Annotated in this window: 11 protein-coding genes and 1 tRNA gene; 9 read left to right on the top strand and 3 right to left on the bottom strand. The window is 62.9% G+C overall.

Annotated elements, in window-relative coordinates; genetic code table 11:
- Window positions 1-39: 39 nt before the first annotated feature.
- Window positions 40-621 carry a dCTP deaminase gene (dcd, locus tag ACNPM8_RS05425; RefSeq protein WP_013349886.1) on the bottom strand — a complete coding sequence of 194 codons (582 nt, stop codon included), beginning with the start codon at window positions 619-621 and terminating at the stop codon, window positions 40-42.
- Window positions 622-810: 189 nt separating this feature from the next.
- On the opposite strand from dcd, the gene ACNPM8_RS05420 reads away from it, so the two are divergent.
- Window positions 811-1,671, top strand: a complete 861-nt coding sequence (locus ACNPM8_RS05420; RefSeq protein ID WP_166650712.1) for a M15 family metallopeptidase — start codon at window positions 811-813, stop codon at window positions 1,669-1,671.
- Window positions 1,672-2,071: 400 nt separating this feature from the next.
- On the opposite strand, the gene ACNPM8_RS05415 is transcribed toward ACNPM8_RS05420, so the two are convergent.
- Window positions 2,072-3,778 (bottom strand): fumarate hydratase, encoded by a 1,707-nt coding sequence (locus ACNPM8_RS05415; RefSeq protein WP_448939431.1) that lies wholly within the window; start codon window positions 3,776-3,778, stop codon window positions 2,072-2,074.
- Between the two features lie 111 nt (window positions 3,779-3,889).
- Between ACNPM8_RS05415 and ACNPM8_RS05410 the strand changes: the two genes are divergently transcribed.
- From ACNPM8_RS05410 to ACNPM8_RS05375, 8 genes are all read left to right on the top strand, one after another.
- Window positions 3,890-4,375 (top strand): SseB family protein, encoded by a 486-nt coding sequence (locus ACNPM8_RS05410; protein ID WP_105662527.1) that lies wholly within the window; start codon window positions 3,890-3,892, stop codon window positions 4,373-4,375.
- Between the two features lie 105 nt (window positions 4,376-4,480).
- A tRNA-Gly gene (locus tag ACNPM8_RS05405) sits at window positions 4,481-4,551 on the top strand.
- Window positions 4,552-4,620: 69 nt separating this feature from the next.
- Entirely contained in the window at window positions 4,621-5,550 is a 930-nt protein-coding gene (locus tag ACNPM8_RS05400) for an AEC family transporter (RefSeq protein WP_133833550.1), read from the top strand.
- A gap of 87 nt (window positions 5,551-5,637) precedes the next feature.
- Window positions 5,638-6,465, top strand: a complete 828-nt coding sequence (locus ACNPM8_RS05395; RefSeq protein WP_332594840.1) for an amino acid ABC transporter substrate-binding protein — start codon at window positions 5,638-5,640, stop codon at window positions 6,463-6,465.
- A 73-nt stretch (window positions 6,466-6,538) separates the two neighbouring features.
- Complete coding sequence (locus ACNPM8_RS05390) at window positions 6,539-7,204, top strand: amino acid ABC transporter permease (RefSeq protein WP_105657025.1); 666 nt, start codon at window positions 6,539-6,541, stop codon at window positions 7,202-7,204.
- On the top strand, window positions 7,191-7,958 hold the full coding sequence (locus tag ACNPM8_RS05385) for an amino acid ABC transporter ATP-binding protein (protein ID WP_332485898.1): 768 nt from the start codon (window positions 7,191-7,193) through the stop codon (window positions 7,956-7,958). Before ACNPM8_RS05390 ends, ACNPM8_RS05385 begins: the two co-directional genes overlap by 14 nt.
- Window positions 7,959-7,976: 18 nt before the next feature.
- The gene (locus tag ACNPM8_RS05380; protein WP_133833548.1) at window positions 7,977-9,512 is read left to right on the top strand and encodes a helicase HerA-like domain-containing protein; all 1,536 of its coding nucleotides are present in this window, start codon (window positions 7,977-7,979) and stop codon (window positions 9,510-9,512) included.
- A gap of 66 nt (window positions 9,513-9,578) precedes the next feature.
- A complete protein-coding gene (locus ACNPM8_RS05375; RefSeq protein ID WP_448939430.1) occupies window positions 9,579-10,601 on the top strand; it encodes a hypothetical protein in 1,023 nt (340 codons plus the stop codon).
- On the opposite strand, the gene ACNPM8_RS05370 is transcribed toward ACNPM8_RS05375, so the two are convergent.
- Entirely contained in the window at window positions 10,598-11,836 is a 1,239-nt protein-coding gene (locus ACNPM8_RS05370) for an MFS transporter (protein WP_332594843.1), read from the bottom strand. The two genes, ACNPM8_RS05375 and ACNPM8_RS05370, sit on opposite strands and share 4 nt — an antisense overlap.
- Window positions 11,837-11,980: the final 144 nt, after the last annotated feature.

Genomic DNA, 11,980 nt, shown 5'->3' with positions numbered 1-11,980 from the left:
GGCCAGCGCCGTTGGCGGGATCCTGAGCGGTACTGCCGCTTAGTTCTCGATGATGGTCCGGTGGAAGTTCAGGTGGCTGCGCGAAGCCGTGGGGCCACGCTGGCCCTGGTAGCGGTTGCCGTAGGGTCCCGAACCGTACGGATGCTCGGTGTCCGACGTCAGCTTGAAGAAGCACAGCTGGCCGATCTTCGATCCCGGCCACAGCTTAATGGGCAAGGTGGCCATGTTGGACAGTTCCAAGGTCACGTGGCCGGAGAACCCTGGATCGATGAACCCTGCGGTGGAGTGGGTGAGCAGGCCAAGGCGGCCCAAGGAGCTCTTGCCTTCCAGCCGGGCGGCCACGCCGTGGCCCAAGGTCACCACTTCGTAGGTCGAGCCGAGCACGAATTCGCCCGGGTGCAGGATGAATGGCTCATCGGGGTCGACCTCGACCAGGCGCGTCAGTTCATCTTGCTCCACCGAAGGATCGATGTGCGCATACTTGTGGTTATCGAAAAGCCGGAAGAACCGGTCAAGTCGAACATCCACGGATGCGGGCTGGACCATCTGCGGGTCAAAGGGCTCTAGCCCAATCTCACCGGACGCTATTTCTCGACGAATGTCACCATCTGAATACAACACGCGTATAAATTTATCCTGACTTTCCCCGGCAGCCGAACTATTAGGCCAATTATGTACAGTGAGTCGAGATCACTGGCCGCATCCTGTTCACCAGCTGGTCGCAGATTTCCCACGAATTACCCAGCGTTTCCAGCTATTGTTAAGGTGGGATTTCCCATCATCGCTCCGCAACTCAAGGGTTTATTCAACATGCGCCTAGCCTCCGCGCTGACTGGCACCGTACTCGCATCGGCATTGCTGCTCTCCGGCACCGCCGCACTCGCTGCGCCGGCCGAGGATCTGCCTGCTGTCGAGAGCTCGCAGCTGTCGAAGGCATCGAGCCCCTTGGCCTTGATCAACCCCACCACGAAGCTTTCGCCGGAGGACTATGTTCCCGGCAAGCTAGTTGGTGTTGCCGGCAGCTCGATGACCCTGCGTCCTGAGGCGGCAGAGGCCATTGAAGTGTTCATTGCTGATGCGCGCGCTGCCGGCCATTCGATCAAGCTGCTGAGCGCATACCGTTCGTACCAGCGCCAGGCGGTCTTGTTCAACCAGTACCAAGCCAAGTACGGCACCGCTTATGCCGAACGGATTTCTGCGCGCCCCGGAACCAGCGAGCACCAGCTTGGTTTGGCCGCAGACCTGGGCTACACCGATAGCCGCGCCGAATTGAAAGCCGAATTCGGCCAGACCCCGGCCGGCCTGTGGATTGCCGAGCACGCGGCGGAATACGGTCTGATCATCCGCTACCCCCAGGGCAAGGAAGAGATCACCGGCTACAAGTACGAGCCGTGGCATGTGCGCTATGTCGGCGTCGAGCATGCCGAAGCGATGCTTGCTTCCGGAGCGGAAACGTTCGAAGAGTACCACCAGATGCTGGCCGCCTCGATAGCGGATGCCGAGCAAAGCGAAGCAAAGGCAACGGTCGAGAAAGAACCCGCGAAAGCCAAAGACGAAGAGCCGCACGAAAAATCCAAGAAGGCCGGCGAAGATGTTGTCGTGGACGAGGACTTGATGGTCCTGCGTTTCCTTCCGCCGTACCGCGACTGGGGCTTCGGCTTCACCCAGTAGCCCGGTCTGGAACAGGCCGCTGCCAGGTCCACCAGAACCGCCGGAACCACGAAAATTGCCGCTGCGAGTCGCCATTTCGCGGCTCTGCCCGCAATCCGCTGGGCGTTGGGCAGTGCCCGAATCATGGTGCAGCGGGGCATCCAGTACTAGCGTCCAATATTAACTAGTGCCCGGGACGCGAAGCAGCAAGTTCACGCAAAGTAGCTTCGTCAGCACCCTGCCCCTCTGCGGGAGCATCCTGGAATCTGCCCTCCGCACCGGCATGCAATCCCGGGAACGGTTTTCCAGGTTGCGTGCCGCCGGACGGCATGAAAATGCTCCCCAAAAGTTGCTGGCTTCTACAGTCCAACTTTTGGGGAGCAGTTCATGGCAGGTGGTTCCTGCCCAGAGCGCTGGAAAATTACTTCGCGCGCACCGGAATGCCGGTGAAGGTCGGCTTCAAGGTCTCAGCGAAGAAGTCCTCGCCCTTGTCATCGACAACGATGAAGGCCGGGAAGTCCTCGACCTCGATCTTCCAGATCGCTTCCATGCCCAGTTCCTCGTATTCGAGCACCTCGACCTTCTTGATGCAATCCTGGGCCAGGCGTGCCGCCGGGCCGCCGATGGAGCCCAGGTAGAAGCCGCCGTGGGTGTTGCATGCCTCGGTGACCTGCTTGGAGCGGTTGCCCTTGGCCAGCATGACCATCGAGCCGCCGGCAGCCTGGAACTGGTCCACGTAGGAGTCCATGCGGCCTGCGGTGGTTGGGCCGAAGGAACCCGAAGGCATGCCTTCTGGGGTCTTGGCAGGACCTGCGTAGTAGACCGGGTGGTCCTTGAGGTATTGCGGCATTTCCTCGCCAGCATCCAGGCGTTCCTTGACCTTGGCGTGTGCGATATCGCGGGCCACAACCAGTGGACCGGACAGCGACAAGCGGGTCTTGACCGGGAACTTGGTCAGTTCGGCCAGGATTTCGCTCATCGGCTTGTTCAGGTCGATCTTGACCACCGAAGAGCCACCGGTGCCGGTGACGCCATCGGTCTCGTCGTCGTGCGCGGCCAGGGCCGGGTGGTCCTCCGCCGGCATGAAGCGGGCTGGATCGGTTTCCAGCTGCTCGACGAACAGTCCCGCTTCGGTGACCTTGGCCAGCATCTGGCGGTCAGCCGAGCAGGATACTGCGATGGCCACCGGCAGCGAGGCGCCGTGGCGAGGCAGGCGCACCACGCGCACATCGTGGCAGAAGTACTTGCCGCCGAACTGCGCGCCAATGCCGAAGTGGCGGGTCAGCTCAAGGACCTTGTCTTCCAGCTCGGTGGCGCGGAAGCCGCGGCCGGTCATCGCGCCTTCGGTCGGCAGCGAATCCAGGTACTTGGCCGAACCGTACTTCGCGGTCTTCAACGCCATCTCGGCCGAGGTGCCGCCGATGACGATGGACAGGTGGTACGGAGGGCACGCGGCGGTGCCCAGCGAGCGCAGCTTCTCATCGAGGAACTTCAGCATCGAGTTCTCGTTGAGGATCGCCTTGGTCTCCTGGTACAGGAAGGACTTGTTGGCCGATCCGCCGCCCTTGGCCATGAACAGGAACTTGTAGCTGGTGTCAGCGCCGTCCTTGGTGTTCGCGTAGAGGTCGATCTGCGCCGGGAGGTTGTTGCCGGTGGCCTTCTCTTCCCAGGTGGTGATCGGAGCCAGCTGCGAGTAGCGCAGGTTCAGGCGGGTGTAGGCGTTGTAGATGCCGCGCGAGAGCGAGATCTCGTCCTGCTCTTCGGTCAGCACGCGCTGGCCGCGCTTGCCCATGACGATCGCGGTACCGGTGTCCTGGCACATCGGCAGGATGCCGCCGGCGGCGATGTTGGCGTTCTTCAGCAAGTCCAGGGCGACGAACTTGTCGTTCGGGCTGGCATCCTCGTCGTCGAGGATATTGCGCAGCTGCTGCAGGTGGGCCGGGCGAAGGTAGTGCGAGATGTCGTGCAGCGCGGTCTCGGCCAGCTGCTCCAGTGCCTGCGGCGCGACCTTCAGGAAGTTCTTTCCATCCGGGCCGGCGACAACTTCGACACCTTCGGAGGAAATCTTGCGGTACGGGGTGGTATCTTCGCCAATTGGCAGAAGATCCTCGTAACGGAATTCAGGCATGCTCAGTCCTTGATTCAATCGTGTGTGCTCATCTGCCATTTTAGGCCTTTACCCCGAATTAACCGCATTCGGCGTTTGCACCTGGGGGTTTATCGCGACATGCTGTAGTACATGAGCAACGAGAACACCTCCGCCGCCGCTGAAGGCCAAGAACCAGACCAGGTCCCGGATGCGATCATCGAAACGCCAATGGACAAGCAGCGGGCACAGCCCAAGACGCATTTCGAAATGATGCTGCAGGCCGGGCTCAACAAACCTGAGCTGTCCGGCTCGGTCATCGGCGCTTTCATGAGCGCCGAGGTGTATTTCCTCTCCCGTGAAGAGGTCACCGGCGAGAACAAGAATGCCCAGCCGATGATGCTGACCAACCCTTCCGGCGAGGCCGTGGTAGCGGTCTTCACCACCTTGGAGCGCATCCCTTCCTCGTACATCGACATGGCGCCCTACGGCGTGAAGGTCCAGGGCGCCACCGTGGTGCGCGCCTTGGAGAACACCGGCTTCGTAGTGAACCCCGGCGACGAGCTCAGTTTCGAGGTCCCGGCCGATGGGGTGGCGATCCTGCGCGAGCAGCTGCTCAACGAGAAGCCCTCCGAATAGGCATTGCGTAACTTTGGCCACGATTTTCCGTGCCGTTTTCCGGTGCGCGGGATTCGTGGGATATGCTTTTGATGCCCGGGCCGTCAATAGGCCGCTCGGTGCACTGCGGGCGTAGCTCAATGGTAGAGCGCTAGCTTCCCAAGCTCGATACGCGGGTTCGATTCCCGTCGCCCGCTCAAGCGAACGCCGGGGCACCAATGGTGCTCCGGCGTTGTTGGTCTTCTGATAGCCAGCGAAGGAGCACGATGACCGGAGTCCTCGAAGGCTTCTCCATCATTTGGGTTGTCATTCTCGTCGGCTACTTGGTGGGCCGCACCGGGGTGCTGGGCGAGCAAGGCCGCCATGTGCTCAGCCGGGTCACCTTCTTCGTGGCCAGCCCCGCCCTGCTGTTCACCACCTTGGCCGAGTCCGATCCGGTTTCCGTGCTCGGGCCGCTGCTCTGGGTTGCCGCCCTGTCCGCGGCGCTGACCGCGGTGCTCTACTACCTGGCGACGGCCCGGATGCTCAAGCGCCCGGCCTCGGAAAGCATCATCGCGGCAATGTCCGCCTCCACGGTGAACTCCGCCAACTTGGGCCTGCCCATCGCGTTGTACGTGCTCGGCGACATGTCCTACGCGGCACCGATCATCCTCTTCCAGTTGGCCCTCTACCAGCCGATCAATCTGGCGATGCTGGATGCCACCACCTCGCGGCACCGCACCACCCCGATCGCTTTGCTGCTGGCCACCGCGAAGAACCCGATGATCATCGGGTCGCTGCTCGGCTTGGCCGTCGCGCTGACCGGCATCGAATTGCCCTCCATCGTGCTCGAACCGATCGACCTGATCGCCGGCGCCTCGATCCCCGCCATGCTCATGGCTTTCGGCATCTCCTTGGTGGGTTCCAAGCCGCTGGAAAAGAAGTCGGGCCGCCGCGCCGACGTGCTGATCGCCGCCGGGGCCAAGCTGCTGCTCCACCCGTTCCTGGCCTGGGCACTGGCCTACTGGGTATTCAATCTGCGTGGCGAGCTGCTGGTGGCTTCGGTCATCATGGCCGGCCTGCCAACTGCGCAGAACATTTTCGTGACGGCCATGCGCTATGACCACGGGGTGGTAATCGCGAAGGACACGGTCCTGGTCACCACCATCTGCGCGATCCCGCTGATGATGCTGCTGGCGATCGTCCTCGGAATTTAGCGTAACTTCCACCTGCAGGAATAAGCGATCATCACTAGAGTGTTCAGTAGGACAACAGCTTTTATCCACTCCCCTAGCGAGGTCACCATGAAGCGCACTGCACCACTGCTGGCTACTGCCGCAATTATCGCCCTGTCACTGAGCGCCTGCGGCTCGGCAGGCCCATCGACCTCCGCAAGCGAATCCGGTGGCGCCAAGCCCTCGCCGGACACCGGAGCAACCTTGAAGAAGGTCCAGGATTCGGGCGTGCTGACCGTGGGCACCGAAGGCACCTACCGCCCGTTCTCCTACCACGAGGGCAACGAGCTGACCGGCTACGACGTCGAGGTCATCGAAGCCGTCGGCGAGAAGATGGGCGTCGAGGTCAAGTTCCAGGAAACCCAGTGGGACGCGATCTTCGCCGGACTGGATGCCGGGCGTTTTGATGCCATCGCCAACCAGGTCTCGATCAACCCGGAACGCGAAGAGAAGTACCTGTTCACCGAGCCTTACACCGTCTCCACCGGCGTGGTGGTGACCAAGAGCGATAACAGCGAGATCACCTCTTTCGAGACGTTGGAGGGCAAGACCACCGCGCAGTCGCTGACCAGCAACTTCTACGAGACCGCCAAGGCCGCCGGCGCGAACGTCGAGCCGGTGGAAGGCTGGGCCCAGTCGATCACCCTGCTCAAGCAGGGCCGTGTCGATGCCACCGTGAACGACAAGCTGACGTTCCTGGATGCGCAGAAGACCAACCCGGATGACAGCATCAAGATCGCTGCCGAATCCGAGGAGAAGAGCGAATCCGCTGTAGCCCTGCGCAAGGATTCCACTGAACTGGCCCAGGCCATTGACACCGCGCTCGAGGAGCTGCGCGCCGAGGGGGAACTGGCAAAGATCTCCGAGAAGTACTTCGGCGAAGACGTCAGCAAGTAGCAAACACTATAAGTAGACTGGCTCCACACGTAAGAACGCGTGGAGCCAGTCTCATTTGCGCAAAAGGTAGCCCATGGATTCGAAATGGCAGTTATTCCTCGACTCGCTCGGGCCGTTAGCCCTCGGGGCGATCACGGCAACCATTCCGCTGGCCCTGATCAGCATGGCCTTGGGCCTGGTCATCGCCTTGCTGATGGCGCTGATGCGGATCAGCAAGAACCGGGTCATCTCCTCGATTGCCCGGATCTACATCTCCATCATTCGCGGCACGCCGCTGCTGGTGCAGCTGTTCGTCATCTTCTACGGCATGCCTTCGGTGGGGCTGACCATCGACCCGTGGCCTAGTGCCATCATCGCCTTCAGCCTGAACATCGGCGGTTACGCCGCTGAAATCATTCGTGCCGCGATCCTCTCGGTCCCCCAGGGCCAATGGGAAGCCGGCTACACCCTGGGCATGTCGCGCACGCGCACCCTGTACCGGCTGATCTTGCCGCAGGCCACCCGGGTGGCTGTGCCGCCGCTGTCGAACTCCTTCATTTCCCTGGTCAAGGACACCTCGCTGGCCTCCACCATCCTGGTCACCGAAATGTTCCGCAAGGCCCAGGAAATCACGGCCTCCACCTACGAGTTCCTGCTGCTCTATTGCGAGGCCGCAGCCATCTACTGGGTCATCTGCCTGGTGCTCTCGGCTCTGCAAAACTCTGTTGAAGGAAGGCTTGAAAAGTATGTCGCCAAGTAATTCCGCCCTGCTCTCCGTCACCGCCCTGCATAAGGCCTTCGGCGAGAACCAGGTGCTCCAGGGCATCGACTTCACCGTGCATTCCGGTGAAGTGCTGGCACTGATTGGCCCGTCGGGCTCTGGCAAGACCACCGCCCTGCGTTGCCTGAACGGCCTGGAAATCGCCGATGCCGGCACCGTCGGATTCGCCGGCGGGCCGGAAGTTTCCTTCAGCGCCGGGATGAAACCCAAGGCCGCACAGATCCTGCGCAAGCGTTCGGCGATGGTGTTCCAGGGACATCACCTGTTCCCCCATCTGACGGTGCTGCAGAACGTGAGCATCGGGCCGATCGAGGTGCAAAAGCGTCCCAAGGACCAGGTCCTGGCGCAGGCGAAGAAGCTGCTGGCCCGCGTGGGCCTTGAAGCCAAGGCCGACGCCTACCCGAACTCCCTGTCCGGCGGCCAGCAGCAGCGCGTGGGCATTGTCCGCGCGCTGATGCAGCAGCCGGATCTGCTGCTCTTCGACGAACCCACCAGCGCACTGGATCCGGAGCTGGTCGGCGAGGTGCTCACGGTCATCAAGGAATTGGCCCAGGAGGGCTGGTCCATGGTGCTGGTGACCCACGAGCTGGCCTTCGCCCGGGATGTGGCCGACACCGTGGTGTTCATGGATGGCGGGGTGGTCGTGGAGACCGGTCCGGCGGCCCAGGTGCTCGGCACGCCTGCCAACCCCCGCACCCAAACTTTCGTCCAGCGTCTGTTGCACCCGTTCTAAAAGCAATAGAGTGAAGCCATGACCCAGGAAACGAATACTTTGCTGACCAGCCTCGTTGAAGGCTACAACTTCGAATCCGATTGCTTGGAGCTCGGGGCTGCACTGATCGGCGGCAAGGCCGAGCCAACCGCGCAGGTCCGCCTGCCGTTGAAAATGCTCAACCGCCACGGCCTGATCGCTGGTGCCACCGGCACCGGCAAGACCGTCACCTTGCAGACCATGGCAGAACAGCTCTCCGTGGCCGGGGTTCCGGTTTTCCTCGCCGATGTCAAAGGCGATCTGAGCGGCCTGGCGCAGCCTGCCGAACCGTCGGAGAAGCTCAGTGCCCGACTGGCCGAGCTCGGCCACGAATTCGTTGCGCGCACCAACCCGGTCGAGTTCCTCAGCCTGGGTGGCAATGGGCAGGGCGTCCCGGTACGCGCCAGCGTGGACGCCTTCGGCCCGATTTTGCTGGCCCGTGTCCTGGAACTGAACGAAACCCAGGAAGAATGCCTGCAGCTGATCTTCCATTACGCCGATTCCAATAAGCTGCCGCTGGATGACCTCAGCGACCTGAAAGCTGTGATCAGCTTCCTGCTCAGCGACGACGGCGCCCCGGCGCTGGCCGCCCTGGGCGGCGTCTCCTCATCCACCGCATCGGTGATCCTGCGCGGCATCACGATCATGCAGACCCAGGGACTGGACCAGTTCTTCGGGCAGCCGGAGTTCGATACCGCGGACTTCTTGCAGGTGCGCGACGGCGCGGGCGTCATCAACATCCTGGAACTGCCCTCGGTCAGCTCCCAGCCAATGCTTTTCTCCACGTTCCTCATGTGGCTCCTGGCCGACATGTTCGAGGACCTGCCAGAAGCCGGGGACCTGGAGAAGCCCAAGCTGGTGTTCTTCCTCGACGAGGCCCACCTGCTCTTCAAGGATGCGACCAAGGCGTTCAGCGATGCGATCATCAACACCGTGCGCCTGATCCGCTCCAAGGGCGTGGGCCTGTTCTTCATCACCCAGTCCCCGACCGACCTGCCCGATGAGGTGCTCGGCCAGCTGGGTAACCGCATCCAGCATGCGGTGCGCGTGTTCACCGCCAAGGACCAGAGCGCGCTCAAGCAGATCATCAAGACCTTCCCAACCGGTGAGCTGGACCTGCAGGAAGCACTGACCCAGGCCGGTGTCGGCGAGGCTGTGGTCACCGTGCTGGGCGAGAAAGGTGCACCGACCCCGGTAGCGTGGACCAAGATGTCCTCGCCGGGGTCCAACATCGGCCCGGCCTCACCTGAGGTGATGGCCCAGGTCCGTGGCACTTCGACGCTGGCTGCGCAGTACAGCGCCGCAGTGGATCGTGATTCTGCCCGCGAAATGCTCGAGGCCAAAACCCGGGCCGCGGCGCCGGCGCCAGCGACTGCTCCCGAACCGGCGAAGGAGCCCCGACGGGAAAGCGCCCCACGCCAGAGCCAACCGCGCCAAGAAGAGAACCCGATGATGGACATGGCCATGGGCGCCGCCAAGGTGCTTGGCCGCGAGCTGATCCGCGGCTTCTTCGGCAACCGCAAGCGCCGCCGTTAGTAATACCTGGCTCTTCCAGCACGCCGTTTTCGGTCTGGGCCCGGAAACCAGATAGCCTAGCTACTGATGAACACTCGTAATTCCACGCCGATCTCCGCTGCCCGCCTGGCTCTTCGCTGGGCATTGGCTGCAGCGGCTGTCGTCGTTCTGGTCATTGCCGGAACGATCGCCGCCAACCGTACGCTCTTCTCCCCCCAGCACCAGGTGCAGGCACTGCAGCAGCATCTGGCCAGGGGCGAAGGCGCCGAAGCCCTGGGCCTGATGCAGGCCCAGGTCCCGCAGGGCGATGCTGTTGCCCTGGATGGGGACGTGCTCAAGCGCACCCAGGCCGGAATTACGGATTTCTCCACCGACAAGGCCCAGGCGGTAGAGGGCGATGAGCAGTTGCGCACCGTCACCGCGCGTTACAAGGCCCACGGCGTGGACAAGGAATCGACCTACACGCTGCGCCATGCCGGCAAATCCTGGCTGCTGTTCGACAAGTGGGCCTTCGAGCCAAGCACGCTGCCCAGCGTGAAGATCAAGGCCAACACCGTCAACGAGGTCACGGTCAACGAGCAGAAGATCCCGTTATCGGCTGGCGTGAGCACCCTTCCGGTGTTCTACCCCTCGATCCTCGACGCGAGCTTCAGCACCAAGAACTTTGCGGCCGACACCCGCGGGATGGTGGTCACCAAGCCTGCCAAGGAGCCGGTGGAGATCGCGCTGAAGACCGAGCCGACCAAGGAATTCATCGCTGCCATCAATGCCAAGGTGAAGAACTACCTCAACGAGTGCGCCAGCGAGCAGGTGCTGATGCCTGCCGGATGCCCGTTCGCCTACAGCACCTCGGCGCGCGTGGACCCGGCAACCATCGACTGGTCCATCGCGAAGTACCCCACCATTGAAGTGAACTACTACAACGGCGCCTGGGTGCTGTCCCCGCTGAAGGCCACCGCTACCTTGACCCTGACCGAGCAGGATCTGCGCACCGGCGCCAAGGCCAAGAAGACCGTCAAGGATGACTACTCCTTCACCGCGCAGCTGACCACCAGCACCACCGAAGTTTCCGTGGTTCCGGTGGCCGGCGGCGAACAGGTGGCCGGCTAGCGTCCGAGCAGTTCGCGGAACTGGCTGCGCAGCGGCACCGCGTTGGTCTTGAACTTCTGCCAGACCACCAGCGCTGCCAAGCTGGCGGCCAGCGACAACCCGGCGCCAATGGTCACGGCGATCTGGATCCCGAACAGTTCAGCGAACCAGCCGATCAGCGGCGAGCCGATGGGCGTACCGCCCATCACCACCATCAGGTACAGCGCCAGCACGCGCGCCCGGTACTCCGGGGGCACCGAGGTCTGCACCATGGTGTTGCAGCTGTTCAAGAAGGTCAGCGACCCCAGTCCCACCGGGATCAGCACCAGCGCGAATGCGATGTAGTTGGGCATCCACGCACTGGCAATCCCGGCGATGCCGAAGAACACGCCGCCGCCGATCAGGAAGCGCCAGCGCGGAGCCGAACGCCGGGCGGCGAACAGCGCCCCGCCAAAGGTGCCCACGGCCATGATCGAGCCCAGGATCCCGTACTCCCCTGCTCCTACCCCGTAGACCTCGGTGGCCATCAGCGCGTTGGTCATCTGGAAGTTCAGCCCGAAGGTGCCGATCACGCCGGCCAGGAAGAAGATCAGCACCAGGTCCTTGCGGTTCTTCACGTAGGCCAAGCCCTCCCGCACCTGCCCCTTGGCGCGCGCGACCGGCTTGGAAGGGTTCAGTGCGTCCTTGCGCATGAACACCAGCGAGAAAATCACCGCGAGGAATGAGGCGCCGTTGAGCAGGAACGCCGGTCCGGTGCCCACCAGGGCGATGACCGCACCGGCCACGCCGGGTCCGGCCAGCCGGGCCAGGTTGAAGTTGGCGCTGTTCAACGCCACCGCGTTGGCCAGGTGGGTGCCGGGAACCACCTCGGAGACGAACGCCTGGCGTGCCGGGGCGTCGAAGGAGGCGCCGATGCCCAGCATCGTGGCCAGCACGTAGACATGCCACAGCTGCGCCGTGCCGGTAACCACCAGCAGGCCCAGGACCAGGGCGCAGACTCCCATGAAGCTCTGCGTGAGGATCAGCAACCGGCGCTTGTCGAAGCGGTCGGCGATCAGTCCGGCATAGGGGCCCAGCAGCAGCACGGGCAGGAACTGCAGGCCGGTGGTGATGCCGGTGGCCACTGCATCGTGGTCGGTGAGCTCGGTGAGCACCAGCCAGTCCTGGGCCACGCGCTGCATCCAGGTTCCGATATTGGAGACCAGCGCACCGATCACCCACAACCGGTAATTTGGTACTTCCAGTGCACGGAACATTTTCGACGCCATAGCTACCGCCAGATCCCTCCGGCTCCTCCCGTCCTCCAGTCTAGCCACCCGGGCAGGAAAATGCTGAGGTTTCCTCAGATTCTTGCTGCGGCGCTGCCCGGGCGTTCGGCGCCGGGCGCGCAAAAGGCGCAC

Source organism: Glutamicibacter sp. AGC46, from assembly GCF_053543715.1.
This window is presented reverse-complemented; position numbering and strand designations above follow the sequence as displayed.

What these genes read in the sequence shown, in the direction of transcription:
- ACNPM8_RS05420 (WP_166650712.1), top strand. Translation starts at nt 811, where the DNA reads ATGCGCCTAGCCTCCGCGCTGACTGGCACCGTACTCGCATCGGCATTG.
- ACNPM8_RS05395 (WP_332594840.1), top strand. Translation starts at nt 5,638, where the DNA reads ATGAAGCGCACTGCACCACTGCTGGCTACTGCCGCAATTATCGCCCTG.
- ACNPM8_RS05410 (WP_105662527.1), top strand. Translation starts at nt 3,890, where the DNA reads ATGAGCAACGAGAACACCTCCGCCGCCGCTGAAGGCCAAGAACCAGAC.
- ACNPM8_RS05370 (WP_332594843.1), bottom strand. Translation starts at nt 11,836, where the DNA reads ATGTTCCGTGCACTGGAAGTACCAAATTACCGGTTGTGGGTGATCGGT.
- ACNPM8_RS05380 (WP_133833548.1), top strand. Translation starts at nt 7,977, where the DNA reads ATGACCCAGGAAACGAATACTTTGCTGACCAGCCTCGTTGAAGGCTAC.
- ACNPM8_RS05390 (WP_105657025.1), top strand. Translation starts at nt 6,539, where the DNA reads ATGGATTCGAAATGGCAGTTATTCCTCGACTCGCTCGGGCCGTTAGCC.
- ACNPM8_RS05400 (WP_133833550.1), top strand. Translation starts at nt 4,621, where the DNA reads ATGACCGGAGTCCTCGAAGGCTTCTCCATCATTTGGGTTGTCATTCTC.
- ACNPM8_RS05385 (WP_332485898.1), top strand. Translation starts at nt 7,191, where the DNA reads ATGTCGCCAAGTAATTCCGCCCTGCTCTCCGTCACCGCCCTGCATAAG.
- ACNPM8_RS05375 (WP_448939430.1), top strand. Translation starts at nt 9,579, where the DNA reads ATGAACACTCGTAATTCCACGCCGATCTCCGCTGCCCGCCTGGCTCTT.
- ACNPM8_RS05415 (WP_448939431.1), bottom strand. Translation starts at nt 3,778, where the DNA reads ATGCCTGAATTCCGTTACGAGGATCTTCTGCCAATTGGCGAAGATACC.